The sequence below is a fragment of the Kribbella sp. NPDC051587 genome, assembly GCF_044453945.1.
Lineage (GTDB): Bacteria > Actinomycetota > Actinomycetes > Propionibacteriales > Kribbellaceae > Kribbella.
This window is the reverse complement of sequence record NZ_JBITDE010000011.1, coordinates 154,305-174,885: the sequence shown is the minus strand read 5'-3', so window position 1 is coordinate 174,885 and position 20,581 is coordinate 154,305. Positions and strand designations below refer to the sequence as shown.

Sequence of the window (20,581 nt, the reverse complement as noted above, 5' to 3'; positions counted from 1 at the left end):
CCCGTCCGGTGCGTGGCGCGGTGCGTCCAGGCGGTACCTCGCCTCGTACGCTCGGTACTGCACCACAGCGACAGCACCACACCGGACGGGCACGGGGAGCACGGGCACGACATGGCGAAACCACCGGAACAGGTCTCCGGCGACCGGCGATCACGTCGGCCGTTCTGGCTGGACTGGCGGCGTACCGGCCGCGGCCTGCAGGCGATGCTCGTCGGCGGGCTGCTGTCGCTGATCTCCCTGATCATCACCTTCTGGACGCTGCCGCAGATTAGCAGCGAGGGTCGGCTCCCGATTTTGCGGCTGGTCGTGCTGCTGGCGGTCTTCAGCGTGCTGATGCGCTGGATACTCGCCGGAGTCGCGGTCCTGATCGGCTCGATCGGCGTACTGGTCGGTGGACTGCTGTCCCAGTTCGGAGTGGTCTACCTCGGCATCACCGTCGACCCCGGTGTGCACCTGCACGGCGGCCCCGAGGCGGTGCTGATGGTGTCGATCGTGATGTCGTCGGTCAGCGCCTTCGTCGGCTGGTTCGCGTACGCCGGGAGTGACGACGCGTACGTCTCCGAGGTGATGCGGGTGGTCCATCGCCGTGCCCGCAGGGTCACCGCGGCGCCGAAGACCGGGATGCTGATCATCCAGATCGACGGTCTGTCGGCACCGCTGCTCAACTGGATGGTGATGTCCGGCAACCTGCCGCATCTGGGTGGCTGGATCCGTGACGGCAAGCACTCGATGGTGGAGTGGCACACCGGCGTACCGGCCACGACTCCGGCCAGTCAGGCCGGCATCCTGCACGGCGGCTCCGGCCAGATCCCCGCGTTCCGGTGGTACGAGAAAGAGACCGGCCGGGTGATGGTGACGAACCGGGGCCGGGACGCCGCCGAGATCGAGGCCCGGATGTCGACCGGCCGCGGGCTGCTCGCGGACGGTGGCGTCAGCATCAGCAATAACTGGTCCGGGGACGCCGAGCACTGTGAGCTGGTGTTCAGCCGCGCCGCGCTGCCGAACAGCCGCAGTCGGGGCTACGTCCGGTTCTTCTCGAGTCCGCAGGGTGCTGCCCGCGGACTGGTGCTGTGCTTCGCCGAGATGGTGAAGGAGCTGTTCCAGGCTCGCAGGCAGCGCCGGCGCAACCTGGTGCCGCGGGTGAAGCGGGGCGGCAGCTACATCTTCCTGCGGGCGATCACCAACGTGCTGCTGCGCGATCTGAACGTCTCGCTGATCACCGACGAGCTGGTGAAGGGCACACCGGTCATCTACTGCGACTTCGTCGACTACGACGAGGTGGCACACCACGCCGGTCCGACCCGGCCGGAGTCCATGCAGACGCTGGAGGGCCTGGACCGGGTGCTCGGAGCGCTCCAGCGGTTCATCGATATCCTCCCGCACTCGTACGAGATCGTTGTCCTGTCCGACCACGGCCAGAGCCAGGGAGCGACGTTCCTGCAGCGTTACGGCCGGACGCTGACCGAGGTGGTCGACGAGCTGGTCGACACGACCAGTGAGCCGGTGGCGGCGGTCGGCAAGTCCGAGGGCTGGGGACCGGTGAACGCGTTCCTGACCGAGCTCTCTTTGCGTCGCAGCGTTGCCGGCTCGGTGACTCGGAAGGCACTGCACGGCAAGGCCGGGCGGGGCGAAGTAGAGCTGGGCCCGAAGGACTGTGAGCCGGCGGTGAACTCCGACGAGCAGATGGTGGTCACGGCCTCAGGCAACCTGGCGCTGATCTACCTGGCGACCACACCGGGCCGGGTACCGCTGGAAGAGATCGAGCTGCTGCATCCGAAACTGATCCCCGGCCTGGCGACGCACCCTGGCATCGGGTTCGTCGTGGTCGACTCCCTGGCCGAAGGCCCGGTCGCGATCGGCAGGGCCGGTGTCCGGGTTCTCAAGTCCGGCCGCGTCGAAGGCGAGGACCCGCTGGCGCCGTACGGGCCGTTCGCACCGACGTCGATCCTGCGACAGGCCGAGCTGCCGCACAACGGCGACGTCGTCGTGGTCAGCAGGGTCGACGACTACACCCACGAGGTGGCCGCGTTCGAGGAGCTGGTCGGCTGCCACGGCGGTATCGGTGGCTGGCAGACCGAGGCGGTGCTGGTACACCCGTCTCGCTGGGAGCTGAAGGAGCCTCCCGTAGGCTCCGACGCGGTCCATGCACTGCTGGTCAGCTGGCTCGAGCAGCTCGGTCAGCGCAAGGACATCGAGGAGTCGGTCGAGACGAAGGTAGAGGCCTGAAGCGTGCGGATCACCTGGTGGGGGCATGCGACCACCACCATCGAGGCAGACGGTACGCGGCTCCTGACCGACCCGGTACTGACCTCACGCATCGCCCACCTGCGGCGGCGTCGTGGTCCGGTTCCGACCGCGGAGGCGGGTCAGTGCGACGCCGTACTGATCTCACACATGCATGCCGACCACCTGCACCTCACCTCGTTGCCACGGGTCAATCCGGACGCGGCACTCGTCGTACCGCGCGGTGCGGCCCGGCTGATCCACCATGACTACGGTGCGGCCTTCTCGGACCGCTGTATCGAGGTAGCGCCCGGACATCAGCTCAGGATCGGCTCACTCGACATCACCGTGATCACTGCGCATCACGACGGTCGCCGTCTGCCCTGGTCGTCGTACGACGGACCTGCGGTCGGCTATCGCGTCGACAGCGCGCCAAGCGTCTGGTTCGCCGGAGACACCGACCTGTACGACGACCTGGCGGCTGAGGCGGGTCCGGTCGACCTGGCGCTGGTCCCGGTCGGCGGCTGGGGACCGTCTCTCGGGCCTGGCCATCTGAACCCGTCGCGTGCCGCTGAGGCGGTCCAGCGCGTCGGAGCCAGCGTGGCGATCCCGATCCACTTCGGCACGTTCTGGCCGATCGGGTTCGAGCGGATCAAGCCCGAACTGTTCCTGCCGCCGGGGGAGCAGTTCCGAACCGCTATGGCTGAGGTGGACCCTGCGGTGAAGGTGGATGTGTTGGTACCAGGAGAGTCGACCGAGGTGGCGGGATGACAGGGAACGCAGATTTCGACCTCTGGTACCTGTTCGCGCTCGCAGGCGCCGTACTGATCGGTGCCGTCCTGCCCGTGCTGCCGACCGGTGCGGCCGTCTCGGCAGGCGCAGTACTGGCCTCACACAGCAATCCGATCGGACTGGTCGGAGTGCTCATCGCCGGTGCCGCCGGCGCGTACGTGGGCGACCTGATCGTGTACGCCGGTTGCCGGTTCGGTGGAGAGAAGCTCGCGAAGCGGATCGGGTGGTTGCGCGACAACGAGAAGCTCGAGGCGCTCCGGGAGCGCCTCAGCGAGCACGAGATCGGCGTACTGCTGACGTCGCGGCTGGTCCCCGGCGGACGGGTCCCGGTGCTGCTGGCCGCCGGTCTGGCCGGCTACAAGTGGGAACGGTTCGCGGTGGTCGACCTTGCCGCCTCATCGCTGTGGGCCGCGGTCTACATGGCGATCGGACTGCTCGGCTACGCGCTGTTCCCCGAGCCGTGGCAGGGCGTCGTGGCGGCGATCGGTCTGGTGCTGCTGACCACAGTGGTCAGCAGTCTGGTCCAGAAGCTCCGCCACAAACGGTCAGAAGCCAAATGAGGTGGCCTTCAGCTCTTCGATGACCGCCGGGTCACCGTCGAGCTGAACTTCGGCCACCTGCTGGCGCCCGAAGCAGAACAGGGTCAACTCGACCGGCTCACCGATCACGGTGACCGTGCGGCCGTCGACCGGCGCCTTGGCGACCGTCGAGCGGCCGTCGGGCAGCTGCAGCACGATGCCGCTCGGCGCTTTGCGGGCCATCGCGCGGGCCGCGATCCGGAGCCCCTTCCACAGACCGGCCTGCTGGTCGGCGGGCAGTGTGCGCACGGTGAAGTCCGGCTGGGCGCGGCGGACGTCCTCGTGGTGCACGAGGTACTCGGTGGTGTTCAGCTGGTGCCCGATCAGCGGCAGCCCGTAGATCGAGGCGCGCGGCGGCCCGCTGCGGACCTTGTTCACCACACCGGCGAAGCCGAGCTTCGCCTTCGCCCGCTCCATCCGCTTCTCGGTGGTGTCGGCGAGCGCGGAGATCATGATGCCCGGACCGGCCATCGGATCGGACTCCCGCACGTACAGGTGCACGGCGAGGTCGAAGGTGTCCCAGCCCTCGCACAGCGTCGGCTGGTCCGGCCCTAGCTCGTCGAAGAGGTCACACAGAGCAAGTCTTTCCACCCGGCTGTAATCGGTCACGATCCCGATCGTAGTCCGGCGCCGGGAATGGCAGAATGTCAATCGTTGTCATGATTGTGACTGCTGTTCGCACCTGACTGTCCTGGAGTGACTCTTGCCCGTGCCGAAAGTCCCTGACAAAGGGAGCGCGACCCGGCGTGGGTTCGCGGTCCTGCGGGTCGCCATCTGGGAGGAGCCGTGGGTCTTCGCGGTCTCGGTGCTCGCCAGCATGCTGTACGGCGCGATGACCGTGGCCGACGGCTGGGCGCTGGGCTGGGCCACCGACCACGTGATCCGGCCGGCGCTCGAGCGCGGTGACACCACCTTCGGTGCACTCGCCGGGCTGGTCTCGCTCTTCCTCGGGATCGCGATTCTGCGCGCCATCGGCGTCGTCGGACGACGCGTCGGTGCCGGGGTCATGCAGTTCCGCCTCCAAGCGACGTACCGGCGCCGGGTGACCCGGCAGTACCAGAAGCTGCCGCTGGAGTGGCACCACCAGCACCCGACCGGTCAGCTGCTGTCCAACGCGAACGCCGACGTGGAGTCGATCTGGTTCGTGATCGCACCGCTGCCGATGGCGATCGGTGTGCTCGCCATGCTGGCGTTCGCGACAGTGGCCATGTTCATGGCCGACGTGTGGCTGGCTCTGGTCGGCTGTCTGGTCTTCCCTCTGGTCTTCGTGGCCAACGTGATCTTCCAGCGCATTCTGCAGCCACTGGCCACTCGGGCGCAGCAGCTGCGGGCAGACGTGTCTGAGGTCGCGCACGAGTCGTTCGACGGTGCACTGGTGGTGAAGACGCTCGGCCGCGAGGCTGCTGAGACCGAGCGCTTCCGGGCGCCGACGTACGCGCTGCGGGACGCCAACATCGCAGTGAACAAGGCACGCGGAATGTTCGACCCGGTGATCGACGCACTGCCTCGCATCGGCGTACTGATCGTGCTGCTGGTCGGTGTGGGCCGAGTGCGCTCCGGTGCTGCCGATGCGGGTGACGTGGTGCAGGTCGCGTTCCTGTTCACGCTGATCGGGTTCCCGATCCGGGCGCTGGGCTGGGTGCTCGGTGAGCTGCCGCGGTCCGTGGTCGGCTGGGACCGCGTGCAGCGGGTGCTGACGGCTGAGGGCGGCATGGAGTACGGCGAGGACCGGCTCACGTCGACTACGGCGGCCCGGCTCGACGTGTCCGGGCTGCGGTTCGGGTACCTGCCGGACCGCGACGTACTGAGCGGCATGGACTTCACCGTCGAGCCCGGCCGGACAGTTGCCGTGGTGGGACCGACTGGTGCGGGCAAGTCGACGATGACGACGCTGCTGACCCGACTGGTCGATCCGGAAGAGGGCTCCGTCCAGGTCGACGGCACTGACCTGCGTGGGCTGGCCCGTGGCGAGTTGGCGGGTTCCGTTGCGCTGGTGGCGCAGACGGCCTTCCTGTTCGACGACAGCATCCGCGGCAACATCACGCTGGGCGGTGACTACAGCGACGACGACATCTGGGACGCACTGCGGATCGCCCAGGGCGACGCCTTCGTGAAGACGCTGTCGGACGGTCTGGACACCAAGGTCGGCGAACGCGGTACAACGCTGTCCGGTGGGCAGCGCCAGCGGATCGCACTGGCTCGTGCGCTGGTACGGCGGCCACGGCTGCTGATCCTGGACGACGCCACCAGTGCGGTGGACCCACAGGTCGAGGCACGCATCCTGGCTGGGTTGCGGTCCAGAGTGCGCGAGGACGCGACCGCGGCGACCACCGTGCTGGTGATCGCCTACCGCAAGGCGACCATCTCGCTCGCCGACGAGGTGCTGTTCCTGGACGAGGGCCGGATCACGGCCCAGGGCACTCACACCGAGCTGCAGGAGACCTCAGCGGCGTACCGGGAGCTGGTGGACGCCTACGAGAAGGACGCCGAGCGCAGGCTCGAAGAAGCCGAGCTGGACAAAGAGCTTGATGACCTGGACGGAGTGAAGGCATGAGCTCGGCAGAAGCGACTCGGATGGACCAAGGCGATGACGCCGGTGGTCTGGAGACGCTGCGGCAGGGGCTGCGGATCTCACCCGAGCTCGCGCAGGGCTGGTGGATCACCGGGCTGCTTGCGTTGACCATGACAGCCGGCCGGATCGTCATCCCGATCGCTGTCCAGCAGACCATCGACAAGGGCCTGTCCGGACCCAGTGGACCGAACATGTCGTTCGTGGCCTGGATGGTCGTGGTGTGTGCGGTTGGCATCGTGGTGACTGCCGGAGCGTCGTACCTGACGACTGTGCGGCTCGCGGTGAACTCCGAGCGCGGACTGGCCACCATGCGGATCAAGGCCTTCCGGCACGTGCACGACCTGCCGGTGCTGACGCAGAGCACCGAGCGGCGGGGTGCACTGGTCAGCCGGGTGACGTCGGACGTGGACACGGTCTCGCAGTTCCTGCAGTTCGGTGGGTTCATCTTCCTGGTCAGCCTCGGGCAGATGCTGCTCGCGACCGTGGTGATGTTCTTCTACTCCTGGCAGCTCGCTCTGGTGGTGCTGGTCTGCTTCATCCCGCTGTTCGCGAGCCTGCGCGCACTGCAGCGCCGCATGTCGGCCGCGTACGGCGTGGTCCGGGCGAAGGTCGGCGAGATGCTCTCCGCGGTCGCCGAGCCGGTGGTCGGTGCGCAGGTGGTGCGGGCGTACGCGATCGAGGGGCGCACGCAGGCCCGGATCGACGCGACCGTCGACGACTACCGCCGTACGGCGACCAGTGCGCAGACGCTGACCGGAATCACCTTCTCCATCGGTGGTCTGGCGGCCGGTCTGGCGAACGCGGGTGTACTGACTGCGGGCGTGCTGCTCGGAGTGGACGGGCACGCGACGCTGGGCGAGATCCTCGCGTTCATGTTCCTGGTGGCGCTGTTCTCGGACCCGGTGCAGATCGCCACGCAGGTCCTGACCGATGCGCAGAGCGCCTTCGCCGGCTGGCGACGAGTGCTCGGCGTCATCAACACGCCGGCCGATGTGGTCGACCCGGGGGAGGACGGGGTGCAGCAGGCCCGCGGACCGATCACGGTCGAGTTCGCAGACGTGAACTTCGCCTACCCCGAAGGTGAGCTGGTACTGCGCGACGTCGACGTCCGCCTGGAACCGCATCGGCGAGTGGCGGTCGTGGGGGAGACGGGCTCGGGCAAGACGACGTTCGCGAAGCTGCTCACCCGGCTGATGGATCCGACGTCCGGCGCCGTACTGCTGGATGGTGTGGACGCACGGGAGATCTCGTTCGAGACGCTGCGGGAGCGCGTCGTGATGGTGCCGCAGGACGGCTACCTGTTCGACGCGTCGCTGGCCGAGAACGTCCGCTTCGGGCGGCCTGAGGTGACGGACGCCGAGTTGCTGACGGCCTTTGAGTCACTTGGTCTCACAGACTGGCTGGAGTCACTGCCGGACGGGCTGCAGTCGCCAGTCGGCCAGCGTGGTGAGTCCCTGTCGGCAGGTGAGCGTCAGCTGGTCGCACTGGTCCGCGCGAACATCGCAGACCCCGACCTGCTCGTCCTGGACGAGGCAACGTCCGCAGTCGACCCCGGGACCGAGGTCCGGGTCAACGCGGCGCTGGAGCGACTGATGACCGGCCGTACATCGGTTACCATCGCGCACCGGCTGTCCACGGCCGAAGCCGCGGACGAGGTGCTGGTGTTCGACAACGGTGAGGTCGTCGAACGTGGACCGCACGCGGAACTCGTCAACGCGGGCGGTGTCTACTCACGGCTGCACGAGAGCTGGATCGCTCAACGCAGCGCCCTCTGAACCCCCGGGTGCGGCCGGTCCCTGGGAGGGACGAACCGGCCGCACCGGGTTCAGGTACTTCGCGGCACCACAGTCAGGTTGGCGCCCCGCCGTACCCGGCCTCAGGCGGTGGGGGCACCGCCAGGCTGCGGCACGAGCAGGAACTCGACCCCGCCCTTGTCGTCCACCGCAGCGTCGAGGATCTTGTCATCCAGCGTGCTGGCCGCGTTCTGCTCCAGGAACACCCGCGCCCCAGCCTCTTCGACCACCTGGTCGCCCGGTCGCGGCGCCTCCGTCGTGGTCACCGCCAGCGCCGGGTCCGCCGGATTCTCCTGCGAGATCCGCACGCCGGCACCTTCCGGCGCGCCCTCGACCCCCGTGATGCTCTTGATCACCAGGGTCGCGTTCTCAGTCAGGGTAAGCACAACAGCTCCAACCTCTAGACATCACTGAACCCACCCCGTGCCCGACCACCCACACCCCAAACCCCCACTTCGAGCACCCCTCGACCACACCCACGCGCCCCACCTGGTTGACCCGTGCCCAAGGTGACGCCCCTCACCACTTCGAGCACCCCTCAACCGCATCTCCGCGTCGCAGGTGGTTGACCCGTGCTCAAGGTGCGCGTCGACCACTTTGAGCACCGTTCAGTCGTGCTGGGGGTGTGGAAGTGGTTGGTGGGTGCTCAAGGTGGGGTGGGGTGGTGGGGTGTGGGGGGAGTGGATGGTGTGGGATCGGGGGATGGCGATTGAGATGGCGACGGCCAGTGTTGACGGGCTGGGCGATGTGGTGGGGGCGTTGCGGGACTGGCAGGGGGATGACACTCCGCATCAGTTGCACCCGGGGGACGTGGGGTGGTTCTGGCGGTTCGGGGCGGAGAAGACGGCGGCGTCGATCCGGACGTGGCGGCGGGACGGGGCGATCGTCGCTCTGGGGTTGCTGGACGAGGCTGACCTGATTCGGATCGCGTTCGATCCGGCTGCGTTGCAGGATGCGGAGCTGGCCGAGCAGGTGGCTGCTGACGTGGCGGAGCCGGAGCGCGGCGTACTGGTCGCGGGCAAGGTGTTCGTGGAGGCGCCGGCTGGTTCGCTGGTGAAGGACATGCTGTTCAAGGCGGGGTGGAACCTCGACGAGCCGTGGGTGCCGGTACGGCGTGATCTCAGCCAGCCGGTGCCTGTACCAGAACTGCGGGTGGACGTGATCGGCTCGGAGGAGGCGCACGAGCGGGTCACGGTGCAGCGGGAGTCGTTCGACGGCTCGACGTTCACCAACGAGCGGTGGTTCACGATGGCCGACGGCATCCCGTACGCCGATGCGCGGTGTCTCGTCGGCCGCAACCAGCTGGGCGAATCAGTAGCTGCCGTGACGGTGTGGTCGGCCGGCGAAGGCAAGCCGGGCTATCTGGAGCCGATGGGCGTGCACCGGATGCACCGTGGTCGCGGGTACGGCGAGGCGATCACTCTGGCTGCAGCACACGCTCTGCAGGAGATGGGCGCCTCGGTCGCCTACACCTGCACGCCCGGCTTCAACGTCGGCGCGATCGCCACCTACGAGGCGGCCGGCTTCGTCCGCGGTGAGGACCTGAGGGACCTCCGCCGCGACGCCTAGACCGCTACGTCGTCCGAGGCGCGCAGTACCCGAAGGATGTTGCCTCCAGCAAGCTTCTCGAGGTCCTGGTCACTCCACTTGCGCTCGGCCAGGGCCTCGAAGAGCAGCGGGTACGACGACACGTCCGGCAGGTCGACCGGCGTCTCCGGAACCCCGTCGTAGTCCCCACCGATCCCGACGTGGTCGATCCCGGCCACCTCACGGACATGCTCGACGTGCTTGACCACATCGGCCAGTGAGGCCAGCGGCTTCGGCTTCTCGTAGGCGGCCATCACCTGGTCCCGCTGTGACGGGTCGTCCTTGTCGAGGCCGAGTGACTCGGCAGTCTCGAGTGCACCGGCCACCCAGTCGACGTACTCCTGCGAAACGAAGTACGGAACGAAGGTGACCATGCACACCCCGTCGTTGCCGGCCAGCGTCTCGAGTACGTCGTCCGGTGCGTTCCGCGGTACGTCGCAGACCGCACGGGCTGACGAATGACTGAAGATCACTGGTGCACTAGTGACCCGCAGCGCATGCCTCATCGTGTCGGCCGAGACGTGGGACAGGTCGACCAGCATGCCGATCCGGTTCATCTCCCGAACCACCTGCTCACCGAAGTCGTTCAGTCCGCCCAGCACGGGCTTGTCAGTCGCGGAGTCCGCCCACGGAACGTTGTTGTTGTGCGTGAGCGTCATGTAGCGCACCCCGAGTGTGCGCATGGTGCGCAGGACGCCGAGCGACTCACCGATCGAGTAGCCGCCCTCCATCCCCATCAGCGAGGCGATCCGGCCGGCCTTGATCGCCGCCTCCACGTCATCCGCTGTCGTCGCGAGCTGCAGCGCATCCGGGAAGCGTGCGACGAGCTGGTGCACGAAGTCGAGCTGCTCGAAGGTCCGCCGTACAGCGTGCTCGTCCTGCGGCACCCACAGGGACCAGAACTGCGCACCGACGTTCCCGGCCCGCAGCCGCGGCAGATCGGTGTGCAGCTGCGGCACCGACCCACTCAGGTCGTGTGCGTCCAGGTCGTACTCGCACAGCTCGTAGAACGCGATCGGAAGATCGTTGTGCCCGTCGATCACCAGGTGCGGACTCGTCATACAGGCATCCTGTCAGCTCTGCTGGTACGACGCCCGCGGCGTGGCGAACGTCTCCACCACGCGCCGGAGTACGTCGTACACGTCGAGCGCGGGCAGGTCGGCGTACAGGATGGCTCCGCTCGCGTGAACGACGAGGTGCTCGGCGTCGGAAGGCCAGAACCCGAACCCGGCTCCGGTCTCCACCTCGGTCTCCGGATCCCGGCTCGCGAACGCGCTGCGGATCGTGCCAGGCTCGGGCTTGCGGAAGACGTCGTCCGCATCGGCTCGCTCGACCAGCCGGACGAGATCGCGGACAGGTGCGGGCTGACGAGCGGCCCAGGACAGCGCATCCGGCGAGAGCGTGAAGGACCAGCCGTGGTCGCGCTCGGCGAACTCCCGGTGCGCGATCTCCATCCGCCGGCGGTTCTCGGCGTAGTAGGTCTGCAGGTCCATCTCCACCCTCCCTGGTCAGAACTGTCCGATCCATCGGCGACAATAGGGGAGTGAGTATCGACGAGTTGACCTTCGATGCGGCCGGGCTGATCCCGGCAGTCGTCCAGCAGTACGACACACGCGAGGTGCTGATGGTGGGCTGGATGAACGCCGAGGCCGTCCGCCGGACGGCGGCGACGGGCCGCAGCACGTTCTGGTCGCGCAGCCGTCAGGAGTTCTGGATGAAGGGCGAGACCAGCGGTCACCGCCAGCACGTGAAGGAGATCCTCGTCGACTGTGACGCCGACACCCTGCTGGTCCTGGTCGACCAGGAAGGCCCGGCCTGTCACACCGGCACCCGCAGCTGCTTCGAGCACGGATCGATCGAGGTGACGGCATGAACATCCCCGGCCTCGGGACCTTCCGCGACTACGCCAAGGACCGCCGCGTCATCCCGGTGACGCGCCGGCTGCTCGCCGACGCCGAGACGCCGATCGGCGTGTACGGCAAGCTCGCCGCCGAGCGCGAGGGCACGTTCCTGCTCGAGTCCGCGGAGAACGGCGGCGTCTGGTCGCGCTACTCGTTCATCGGCGTTCGCTCGGCCGCGACGCTGACCGAGCGGGACGGTCAGGCGGTGTGGACCGGCAACCCGCCGGTCGGCCTGCCGCAGACCGGTGACCCGCTGGCCGCGCTGCGCCAGACGCTCGAGATCCTGCACACGCCTAGGTTGCCGGACCTGCCCCCGCTCACCGGAGGCATGGTCGGCTTCCTCGGGTACGACGCCGTCCGCCGGCTGGAGAAGTTGCCGGACACAACGACCGATGACCTCGGCCTGCCCGAGCTGACCTTCCTGTTCGCCACCGACCTGGCCGCGCTCGACCACGAGACCGGTGAGATCTGGCTGATCGCGAACGCGATCAACTGGGACGACACCGACGAGCGGGTCGACGACGCGTACGCCGATGCGGTCCGCCGGCTGGACGCGATGGAGGCCGACCTGGCCCGGCCGACTCCGTCGTACGTGGTCCGTGCCGATCGCGACGCGCAGCCGGACCCGCACCGGCAGCGGTCGAGCGTCGAGTACCGGGAGGCCGTCGAGACGGCCAAGGAGGAGATCCGGGCCGGCGAGGCGTTCCAGATCGTCGTCTCCCAGCGCTTCGAGCTGCAGACCACCGCGTCCGCGCTCGACATCTACCGGGTCCTGCGTCGCTCGAACCCCAGTCCCTACATGTACCTGGTCCGCCTGGACGGTTTCGACATCGTCGGCTCCAGCCCCGAGGCGCTGGTGAAGGTCACCGACAACAAGGTGATCCTGCACCCGATCGCCGGCACCCGCCGCCGCGGTGCGACGCCGGAGGAGGACCACGCTCTCGAAGAGGAGCTGCGCGCCGACGCCAAGGAGCGGGCCGAGCACCTGATGCTCGTCGACCTCGGCCGCAACGACGTCGGCAAGGTCTGCGCCCCCGGCACCGTCGAGGTGGTCGACTTCATGGATGTGCGGCGCTACAGCCACGTCATGCACCTGGAGTCGACCGTCACCGGTCAGCTCGCCGCGGGCAAGACCGCGTTCGACGCCCTCACCGCTGCCTTCCCAGCCGGCACTTTGTCGGGTGCGCCGAAGCCGCGGGCGATGGAGATCATCGACAAGCTCGAGGTGACGCGCCGCGGGGTGTACGGCGGTGTCGTCGGCTACCTCGACTTCGCCGGTGACGCCGACACCGCGATCGCCATCCGTACGGCGGTTCTCCGTGGCTCCACGGCCTACGTCCAAGCCGGCGCAGGCATCGTCGCCGACTCCGACCCGGCCTCCGAGGACGCCGAGTGCCGCACGAAGGCAGCCGCCGTGCTGAATGCGATCGCCGTCGCAGGAACGTTCAGCGAGGTCTGATGCGTCCACAGCGACTGGTCGACCTGCTCACCCTGATCGCCCTGGCTCTGCTGGCCCTGGCTGCCTATCTGACGTGGTCGACGGCCGATCCGGGCAGTGGGCGGCCAGTGGTGCATTTCAGCGGGTACAGCGTCACCAGAGCGCCAGTCACGCTGGCCATGGCGGCCGTGGTCGCCGTTGTGGTCACCAAGCTCGCCGGTACGGCGCTGCGCCGCATCATCGGCGTACTGATCGCGCTGCTGGGTGTTGCGGCGATCGCAGTGTCGCTGCAGGTGCGGCCGGATGTCGCGGAGCTCAGCCGGTTGCGGCCCGAGCTCAGCCAGGCAGTGACCGACACCGTCACGTTGAGCGCCGGACCGGCGCCGTGGCCGGCGTTGGCCGGGGGCGTGGCGTTGCTGCTCGCAGGTCTGGTCACCGCGGTGACCGCACAGCGATGGAAGCGGCCTACCGATCGGTATGAGCGTGAACCGGCGGCGGCGACCGCCAGCAAGCAAACGGGCCCCGGCACCGAGGACGGGGTCGATCAGTGGAAGGCGATCGACGCGGGAGAGGACCCGACTCTCTGATCGCGGCGGGCTACCGCCACAATAGGACAGGACGACGACGAGGAGTGGCGGCAACCATGGACAATACGACTGCCGATCAAGGGGCGACCCGGGTGAGCGACGAGGCTCCCCACGACGCGCACGGCAACAGCACCGCGGCCTGGACCGCGGTGGCGATCATCCTGGTGGGGTTCACCGTCGGTGCCATCGCGATGGTGCTCGGCCCGAACTGGCTGCTGTTCTGGATCTCGGTCGGGATCGTGGTGCTGGGTGCACTGGCCGGCAAGGTGTTGCAGCTGCTCGGCTTCGGCGTCCCCACCGACGACCACTGAAGGGCGGACGGACCATGACTGTGCTTGACGACATTCTCGCCGGGGTTCGCGAGGACCTCGCGGAGCGCCAGGCTCTAGTCGGCCTGGACGACCTCAAGCTGGAGGCGCAGCGCAAGCCCGACGCCAAGGACCCGATGCCGGTGTTCCGCGGCGACGGGATCGCGGTGATCGCCGAGGTGAAGCGGTCCAGCCCCTCCAAGGGTGAGCTGGCCGAGATCACCGACCCGGCCGCCTTGTCCGGTGAGTACGAGGCCGGCGGCGCGTCCGCGATCTCCGTGCTGACCGAGCAGCGCCGGTTCAACGGCAGCCTGGACGACCTGCGGGCAGTGCGCGGGCGGGTCGACGTACCCGTGCTGTGCAAGGACTTCATCGTCTCCTCGTACCAGCTCTGGGAGGCGCGGGCAGCCGGTGCCGACATGGCGCTGCTGATCGTCGCGGCCCTCGAGCAGGAGGCACTGGTCTCGCTGATCGAGCGCGCGCATTCGATCGGGCTGTGCCCGCTGGTCGAGGTCCACGACGAGGAGGAGACCCGGCGTGCGGTGGACGCCGGCGCTCAGCTCATCGGCGTGAACAACCGGAACCTGAAGACCCTCGAGGTCGACCGGACCACGTTCGCCCGGGTCGCACCGATCATCCCGAACAACCTGGTCCGGGTGGCGGAGTCCGGCGTCCGGGGCCCGCATGATGTAATCGAGTTCGCGCGCGCCGGGGCCGATGTCGTCCTCGTCGGTGAAACCCTGGTGACCGGCCGCGATCCTCGCGCCTCGGTCGCCGACCTCGTCGCCGCCGGATCGCACCCCGCCATCCAGCAGCGGCACTGACCTCTCCTCCCGGTCCAAACGGGTAGGGGCAGAGACTCTCTCCCGTGCCCGTGGGCCGGGTTCGGAAGGTTTGTCGGATGAGTAACACGCTGCCCGACCAGCTCGGGCACTTCGGCCGTTTCGGCGGCCGGTTCATGCCGGAGGCGCTGATCGCGCCGCTCGACGAGCTCACGCAGGCCTGGCAGAGCGCCATGGCCGATCCGGAGTTCACGGGCGAGTTCGACCGGATGCTGCGCGAGTGGGCCGGCGTCCCGAGCCTGCTGTACGACGCGACCCGGCTGTCCGAGGTGGCCGGGGCGCGCATCCTGCTCAAGCGCGAGGACCTCAACCACACCGGTGCGCACAAGGTCCGCAACGCGCTCGGGCAGGCTTTGCTGACCAAGCGGATGGGCAAGCCGCGGGTGATCGCGGAGACCGGCGCCGGCCAGCACGGCGTCGCGACCGCGACCGCGTGTGCCTACCTGGACCTCGAGTGCGTGGTCTACATGGGCGAGGTCGACACCCAGCGCCAGGCGCTGAACGTGGCCCGGATGAAGCTGCTCGGCGCCGAGGTCATCCCGGTGACCAGCGGCAGCCGGACCCTGAAGGACGCCATCAACGAGGCGCTGCGCGACTGGGTCGCCAGCGTCGACAAGACCCACTACCTGCTCGGTACGGCGGCCGGCGCGCACCCGTTCCCGGCGATGGTGCGCGACTTCGTCCGTGGCATCGGTGACGAGGCGCGAGCCCAGTCGCTCGAGCTGCTCGGCAAGCTTCCCGACGCGGCCGTCGCCGCGGTCGGTGGCGGGTCGAACGCGATCGGTCTGTTCGCCGCGTTCATCCCCGACGAGGACGTGAAGCTGTACGGCATCGAGCCCGGTGGTGACGGGTTCGAGACCGGTCGGCACGCAGCCACGATCACGGCCGGACAGGTCGGCGTACTGCATGGTGCGCGGTCGTTCCTGCTGCAGGACGAGGACGGTCAGACGATCGAGTCGCACTCGATCTCGGCCGGGCTGGACTATCCCGGGGTCGGGCCGGAGCACTCGTGGCTCGCGGAGACGAAGCGGGCGACGTACCGGCCGGTGTCGGATGCCGACGCGATGGAGTCGTTCAAGCTGCTGGCCAAGACCGAGGGGATCATCCCGGCGATCGAGTCGGCGCACGCGGTCGCCGGTGCGCTGGAGATCGCCAAGGAGCTCGGCCCGGACTCCACCATCCTGGTGAACCTGTCCGGTCGCGGTGACAAGGACATGGACACCGCGAGCTCGTGGTTCGGGCTGATCGACGGGGAGGCCGGTCGTGAGTGAAGTAGTTGCCCTGGGCAAGGCCGGGACCGCGATCCGGAAGGCGAACGCCGAAGGCCGCGCGGGTCTGGTCGGTTACCTGCCGGCCGGTTACCCGTCGTACGACGGTGGCGTGGACGCGATCAAGGCGCTCGTCGACGGTGGTGCCGATGTGCTCGAGATCGGCCTGCCCTACAGCGACCCGGTGATGGACGGTCCGGCGATCCAGCGGGCCGCCGAGGCCGCGCTCGCCGGTGGGTTCCGGGTGAAGGACCTGCTGCGCACGGTCGAGACGGTCGCTGCGTACTCCGACGTACCGGTGCTGGTGATGACGTACTGGAACCCGATCGAGCGGTACGGCGTCGATCGCTGGGCCGCCGATTTCGCCGGTGTCGGGGGAGCGGGCCTGATCACGCCCGACCTGATCCCGGAGGAGGCCGCGGAGTGGATCGCGGCCGCCGACAAGAACGAGCTGGACAAGGTGTTCCTGGTCTCGCCGTCCTCGACGGACGCACGGATCCGGTCGACCACGGCCGCGTGCCGCGGGTTCGTCTACGCGACGGCAGTCATGGGTGTGACCGGCGTACGGTCGGCTGCCTCGGATCTTGCCGAGCCGCTGGTCGCCCGGACCAAGGCAACGACCGGGCTGCCGGTCGGGGTCGGGATCGGCGTCTCGAACGCGGAGCAGGCGGCCGCCATCGGCGCGTTCACCGATGCGGTCATCGTCGGGTCGGCGTTCGTGAAGCGGCTGCTCGACGGTGAAGGCCCGGCTGGTGTGCGATCGCTCACCCAGAGCCTGGCCGAGGGCGTCCGCCGGGAACCGTCAGCGGCGGCCGGACGTTGAGCCAGCTGTGAGTCGAACCAGGAACGCGGCCGTTCTCCTTGCCGCGGTGACTCTGCTTGCCCTCGCGGGCTGCAGTGGCGGCAAGGAAGAGAAACCCGACAACCCCGGCGGTGCGATCATCCGCACCAGCCAGGACCCGAACGGGATGCGGGGTGCCACGCTCGACCAGCCGTACAAGTTGCCCGCGGCCACACTGACCGACACCGGCGGGAACCCGTTCAACCTGGTCACGTCGACCAAGAAGCCGGTCACGCTGATCTTCTTCGGGTACACGAACTGCCCGGACGTGTGCCCGACGGTGATGGCCGACGTCGCGTCCGCGCTGACCAAGCTGGACGAGTCGGTGCGCAAGCAGGTGCAGGTGCTGTTCATCACCACCGACCCGGCCCGCGACACCGGCCCGGTGATCCACAAGTACCTGGACCGGTTCGATCCGTCGTTCATCGGGCTGACCGGGTCGCTGACGTCGATCAAGGACATCGCGCAGGCGGTCGGCGTACCGGTCGAAGGGATGAAGAAGCTGCCCTCGGGTGGTTACGAGATCGGCCACGGCGCGCAGGTGCTCGGGTTCGGCAAGGACGACAAGGCCACCGTGCTGTGGATGTCGAACACGTCGATCGGTGACATGGTGCACGACTTCGGGAAGCTGGTCGAGGCGAACCAGTGAAGCCTCGGGGGGCCTGGGTTTCACTGGTGGCACGGCTGATTCTCGGTGGGGTGATGCTGGTCGCGGGCGCGCTGAAGGTCTCCGATCCGGAGACCGCGGCGCAGGCCGTCCGCGCGTACGAGATCCTGCCGCCGGGGCTGGCCGACCCGGTCGGCTGGGGTCTGCCGTTCCTGGAGATCGCGATCGGATTGCTGTTGATCCTCGGTTTCGGTGTCCGGCACTCGGCGGCGGCCGCGGGTGTTTTCATGGTGGTGTTCATCGCCGCCGTGGGCTCTGCCTGGGCGCGCGGGCTGGCCATCGACTGCGGCTGCTTCGGTGGCGGCGGACGGGTCGATCCCGGCCGGACGAAGTACCTCGAGGAGATCCTCCGCGATGTCGGTCTGCTCGTGCTGGCGATCTGGCTCTGCGTGAAGCCGGCCAGCAGATTTGCGCTGGAAACTGATCCGAACACCTCGACAGGAGACGCCGTACCGTGAGCAACACCAACGCCAGCCCGCTGCAGGAGCAGAAGAAGCGGGTGCCACCCGGCGTCGTCGTGGTGATCGTCCTGGTGCTGGCGCTGCTGGCCGGTGTCGGGTTCCAGTACCTGCGCGGGCACTCCAAGGTCGAGGTCAGCGGGACGAACCACACCGAGCCAGCCGTCATCACCGGGCCGGGACAGTCCGGTCAGGGCGTCACGGTCGGTCAGGCCGGCGCCAAGGCGCAGATCGACCTGTATCTGGACTTCCGCTGCCCGCACTGCGCGGAGTTCGAGGAGATGACCGGATCGACGGTCGACAAGCTCGTCCAGGACGGTACGGCGAAGCTCACCTACTGGCCGTTGGCCTTCGTGAACCCGGAGGCCTCACCACGGCTGGCGAACGCGTTCGCGGCAGCGGCGGCGAACGGGAAGGCGCTGGGCTACGCCGACGAGATGTACGCCGACTTCAGCAAGTCCTGGTCGGATGACCAGCTGATCGAGCTGGGCAAGCAGCTCGGGATCGGCGACGCGAAGTTCCAGCAGGCCGTGCAGAACAACACCTACGGCAGCTGGGTCGCGTCGGTCGGCAAGGCCGCCGATACGCGCGGCGTGACCGGCACACCGACGGTCTTCGTCAACGGCAAGAAGCTGGAGACCAAGGACCTGACGCCGCAAGGCCTGCAGAAGGCGGTCGACGACGCGGTGAAGTCGGCGAGCTGACGCCATGTCTCACGCACCGAGTCCCCATCGTGACCCTGGGTTCCTGGCCGGTGGGCTGGGCCGTCGAGTAGCGTTCCGGATGCCATGTCTAGTCTGATCCCCGCCGTGATCGTGCCGGCCTTCATTCCCAGTCCCAGCCAAGGTGTCTGGCACGTCGCCGGGCTGCCGATCCGCGCCTACGCACTGTGCATCCTGGCCGGGATCTTCGCCGGCTACTGGCTGACCCGGCGGCGCTGGGTCGCCCGCGGCGGTTCGCCGACGGTGCTGTCCGACGTGATGTTCTGGGCGATCCCGTTCGGCCTGGTCGGCGCGCGGATCTACCACGTCATCACCGACGCGGAGCTGTACTTCGGCGAGGGCCGGCACCCGATCGACGCGCTGAAGATCTGGCACGGCGGCCTCGGCATCTGGGGTGCGGTCGGCTTCGGCTGCCTCGGCGCCTACCTGGCCTGCCGCCGCGCCGGCGTCCCGTTCCTGGGCTTCCTCGACGCGGTCGCCCCCGGCGTCGCGCTGGCCCAGATCTTCGGCCGCTTCGGCAACTACTTCAACCAGGAACTCTTCGGCCGGCCCACCACCCGTCCGTGGGGCCTGGAGATCGACCCGGCGCACCGCCCCGACGGCTTCGCCGACTTCGCGACGTTCCACCCGACCTTCCTGTACGAAGCGATCTGGAACGTCGGCGTCGTCGCCCTCGTCATCCTGGTCGGCCGCCGCTTCACCCTCGGCCACGGCCGCGCCTTCTTCCTGTACGTCGCCGCGTACTGCGCCGGCCGCGTCTGGATCGAGAACATGCGGATCGACACGGTCAACCACTTCCTCGGCCTGCGCCTGAACGTCTGGACCTCGATCATCCTGTTCGTGCTGGCCGTCGTCGCGCTGATCATCAGCGCCCGCACCAAGCCCGGCCAGGAAGACCTGTCCAGCGGCCCCGCCGCCGGCCAGCCCACCCCGATCGTCAGCGCCGGCGCAGCCTCCGGAACCGACGCAGCATCGGCTGAGTCCGCGACCGGTACGGCGACCGCCGCCGGCGCGACCCTCGTCGCCGAGTCCACCGAGCCCGAGTCCACTGAGCCCGAGGCCGAGCTCGACTCGACGGGTGGGACCGGACCCGACGCGGCCACTTCGCCATCTGCCGCGGCAGCCACGGATGCGGAGGCGATCGTGGTCGAGAACGCCGACCCGGCGAGCGACATACCGGCTGCGGGTGGCGAGCGGACCAGCACCGAGGCCGTCAAGGACACGAACACCACCGCTCCCGCCGTACCGGGCGACGGGGCTCGTGACTGACCGTCCGCAGGTTTCCTCCGAGCATCACGGTGACCACAAGCACCGTGATGTGAACGGCGGCTGGCTGCGGCCGGCCGTGTTCGGCGCGATGGACGGCCTGGTGTCGAACTTCGCGCTGATCGCCGGCATGGACGGCGGTACGCAATCGGGCTCCAAGTTCATCGTGCTGGCCGGACTGGCCGGGCTGGCGGCCGGAGCGTTCTCGATGGCGGCGGGGGAGTACACCTCGGTCGCATCCCAGCGTGAGCTCGCCCGCGCCGAGATCGAGGTCGAGCGGCTGGAGATCGCCCGCCACCCGATCGACGAAGAGATCGAACTGGCCGAGACCTACCGCGCCAAGGGCCTGGATCCCGACCTGGCCGACAAGGTCGCCAAGCAGTTCCACACGAATCCCGACCAGGCCCTCGACGAACATGTCCGCGAAGAGCTCGGCATCGACCCGAACGACCTCCCGAGCCCGGTGCTCGCGGCAGGCTCGTCCTTCGTCTGCTTCGCGGTCGGAGCGTTCATCCCGCTCCTGCCGTACCTGCTCGGCGCGACCACCGTCGTACCGGCGCTCATCATGAGCCTCACCGCGCTCTTCGCCGCCGGAGCGGTCGTCAGCCGGGTGACCAGCCGCTCCTGGTGGTACTCGGGCCTGCGCCAACTCCTCCTCGGTGGCGCGGCCGCGGCCCTCACCTACTTCGTCGGCTCCCTCGTCGGCCCCGGCATCGGCTGAACCCGGACCGCCCCCAC

The 20,581-nt window shown here is 68.7% G+C and carries 22 protein-coding genes; 18 read left to right on the top strand and 4 right to left on the bottom strand.

Translation table 11 applies throughout. The features are described 5' to 3' along the window. Positions 1 to 111: 111 nt before the first annotated feature. Genes ACIA49_RS31800 through ACIA49_RS31790 form a run of 3 tightly spaced genes read left to right on the top strand, consistent with a single transcriptional unit; the run spans position 112 to position 3,575 of the window. Positions 112 to 2,226, top strand: coding sequence for an alkaline phosphatase family protein (locus ACIA49_RS31800; protein ID WP_396381462.1), 2,115 nt, complete (start codon positions 112 to 114; stop codon positions 2,224 to 2,226). A gap of 3 nt (positions 2,227 to 2,229) precedes the next feature. Next, on the top strand, positions 2,230 to 2,994 hold the full coding sequence (locus ACIA49_RS31795) for an MBL fold metallo-hydrolase (protein WP_396381461.1): 765 nt from the start codon (positions 2,230 to 2,232) through the stop codon (positions 2,992 to 2,994). Then, a complete protein-coding gene (locus tag ACIA49_RS31790; protein ID WP_396381460.1) occupies positions 2,991 to 3,575 on the top strand; it encodes a DedA family protein in 585 nt (194 codons plus the stop codon). Before ACIA49_RS31795 ends, ACIA49_RS31790 begins: the two co-directional genes overlap by 4 nt. Here the strand turns inward: ACIA49_RS31790 and ACIA49_RS31785 are convergent. Further along, a complete protein-coding gene (locus ACIA49_RS31785) occupies positions 3,561 to 4,202 on the bottom strand; it encodes a TIGR03085 family metal-binding protein (protein ID WP_396381458.1) in 642 nt (213 codons plus the stop codon). The two genes, ACIA49_RS31790 and ACIA49_RS31785, sit on opposite strands and share 15 nt — an antisense overlap. A 100-nt stretch (positions 4,203 to 4,302) precedes the next feature. Between ACIA49_RS31785 and ACIA49_RS31780 the strand changes: the two genes are divergently transcribed. Beyond that, positions 4,303 to 6,147 carry an ABC transporter ATP-binding protein gene (locus tag ACIA49_RS31780; RefSeq protein WP_396381456.1) on the top strand — a complete coding sequence of 615 codons (1,845 nt, stop codon included), beginning with the start codon at positions 4,303 to 4,305 and terminating at the stop codon, positions 6,145 to 6,147. After that, complete coding sequence (locus ACIA49_RS31775) at positions 6,144 to 7,940, top strand: ABC transporter ATP-binding protein (protein WP_396381454.1); 1,797 nt, start codon at positions 6,144 to 6,146, stop codon at positions 7,938 to 7,940. The genes ACIA49_RS31780 and ACIA49_RS31775 overlap by 4 nt, the downstream gene beginning before the upstream one ends. A gap of 101 nt (positions 7,941 to 8,041) precedes the next feature. Here ACIA49_RS31775 and ACIA49_RS31770 read toward each other — a convergent pair whose 3' ends face one another. Continuing rightward, positions 8,042 to 8,344, bottom strand: a complete 303-nt coding sequence (locus ACIA49_RS31770; protein ID WP_396381452.1) for a Fe-S cluster assembly protein HesB — start codon at positions 8,342 to 8,344, stop codon at positions 8,042 to 8,044. A gap of 316 nt (positions 8,345 to 8,660) precedes the next feature. Between ACIA49_RS31770 and ACIA49_RS31765 the strand changes: the two genes are divergently transcribed. Beyond that, positions 8,661 to 9,527 (top strand): GNAT family N-acetyltransferase, encoded by an 867-nt coding sequence (locus ACIA49_RS31765; protein WP_396381451.1) that lies wholly within the window; start codon positions 8,661 to 8,663, stop codon positions 9,525 to 9,527. On the opposite strand, the gene ACIA49_RS31760 is transcribed toward ACIA49_RS31765, so the two are convergent. Both ACIA49_RS31760 and ACIA49_RS31755 read right to left on the bottom strand, forming a co-directional pair. Then, positions 9,524 to 10,606, bottom strand: coding sequence for a dipeptidase (locus ACIA49_RS31760; protein ID WP_396381449.1), 1,083 nt, complete (start codon positions 10,604 to 10,606; stop codon positions 9,524 to 9,526). The genes ACIA49_RS31765 and ACIA49_RS31760 overlap by 4 nt on opposite strands. Positions 10,607 to 10,618: 12 nt before the next feature. After that, positions 10,619 to 11,038 (bottom strand): hypothetical protein, encoded by a 420-nt coding sequence (locus ACIA49_RS31755; protein WP_396381448.1) that lies wholly within the window; start codon positions 11,036 to 11,038, stop codon positions 10,619 to 10,621. Between the two features lie 50 nt (positions 11,039 to 11,088). Here ACIA49_RS31755 and hisI point away from each other — a divergent pair, with 50 nt between their 5' ends. The 12 genes from hisI (at position 11,089) to ACIA49_RS31695 (ending at position 20,564) form a co-directional block, all read left to right on the top strand. Then, positions 11,089 to 11,418, top strand: coding sequence for a phosphoribosyl-AMP cyclohydrolase (hisI, locus tag ACIA49_RS31750; RefSeq protein WP_396381447.1), 330 nt, complete (start codon positions 11,089 to 11,091; stop codon positions 11,416 to 11,418). Next, positions 11,415 to 12,905, top strand: a complete 1,491-nt coding sequence (locus ACIA49_RS31745) for an anthranilate synthase component I (RefSeq protein ID WP_396381445.1) — start codon at positions 11,415 to 11,417, stop codon at positions 12,903 to 12,905. Before hisI ends, ACIA49_RS31745 begins: the two co-directional genes overlap by 4 nt. Next, positions 12,905 to 13,471, top strand: a complete 567-nt coding sequence (locus ACIA49_RS31740; RefSeq protein WP_396381443.1) for a Trp biosynthesis-associated membrane protein — start codon at positions 12,905 to 12,907, stop codon at positions 13,469 to 13,471. The genes ACIA49_RS31745 and ACIA49_RS31740 overlap by 1 nt, the downstream gene beginning before the upstream one ends. 56 nt (positions 13,472 to 13,527) lie before the next feature. Then, positions 13,528 to 13,782, top strand: a complete 255-nt coding sequence (locus ACIA49_RS31735; protein WP_391541847.1) for an HGxxPAAW family protein — start codon at positions 13,528 to 13,530, stop codon at positions 13,780 to 13,782. A gap of 14 nt (positions 13,783 to 13,796) precedes the next feature. Beyond that, positions 13,797 to 14,603, top strand: a complete 807-nt coding sequence (gene trpC / locus ACIA49_RS31730; RefSeq protein WP_391541846.1) for an indole-3-glycerol phosphate synthase TrpC — start codon at positions 13,797 to 13,799, stop codon at positions 14,601 to 14,603. 77 nt (positions 14,604 to 14,680) lie between these two features. Next, on the top strand, positions 14,681 to 15,892 hold the full coding sequence (gene trpB, locus ACIA49_RS31725) for a tryptophan synthase subunit beta (RefSeq protein ID WP_396381441.1): 1,212 nt from the start codon (positions 14,681 to 14,683) through the stop codon (positions 15,890 to 15,892). Then, positions 15,885 to 16,712, top strand: a complete 828-nt coding sequence (gene trpA / locus ACIA49_RS31720) for a tryptophan synthase subunit alpha (protein WP_396381439.1) — start codon at positions 15,885 to 15,887, stop codon at positions 16,710 to 16,712. The genes trpB and trpA overlap by 8 nt, the downstream gene beginning before the upstream one ends. 46 nt (positions 16,713 to 16,758) lie before the next feature. Continuing rightward, complete coding sequence (locus tag ACIA49_RS31715; protein WP_396381438.1) at positions 16,759 to 17,379, top strand: SCO family protein; 621 nt, start codon at positions 16,759 to 16,761, stop codon at positions 17,377 to 17,379. After that, positions 17,376 to 17,855 (top strand): DoxX family protein, encoded by a 480-nt coding sequence (locus ACIA49_RS31710; protein WP_396381437.1) that lies wholly within the window; start codon positions 17,376 to 17,378, stop codon positions 17,853 to 17,855. Before ACIA49_RS31715 ends, ACIA49_RS31710 begins: the two co-directional genes overlap by 4 nt. Then, positions 17,852 to 18,559, top strand: coding sequence for a DsbA family protein (locus ACIA49_RS31705; protein ID WP_396381436.1), 708 nt, complete (start codon positions 17,852 to 17,854; stop codon positions 18,557 to 18,559). Before ACIA49_RS31710 ends, ACIA49_RS31705 begins: the two co-directional genes overlap by 4 nt. A gap of 84 nt (positions 18,560 to 18,643) precedes the next feature. Continuing rightward, positions 18,644 to 19,846, top strand: coding sequence for a prolipoprotein diacylglyceryl transferase (lgt, locus tag ACIA49_RS31700; protein ID WP_396381434.1), 1,203 nt, complete (start codon positions 18,644 to 18,646; stop codon positions 19,844 to 19,846). Then, the gene (locus ACIA49_RS31695; RefSeq protein ID WP_396381433.1) at positions 19,839 to 20,564 is read left to right on the top strand and encodes a VIT1/CCC1 transporter family protein; all 726 of its coding nucleotides are present in this window, start codon (positions 19,839 to 19,841) and stop codon (positions 20,562 to 20,564) included. Before lgt ends, ACIA49_RS31695 begins: the two co-directional genes overlap by 8 nt. Positions 20,565 to 20,581: the final 17 nt, after the last annotated feature.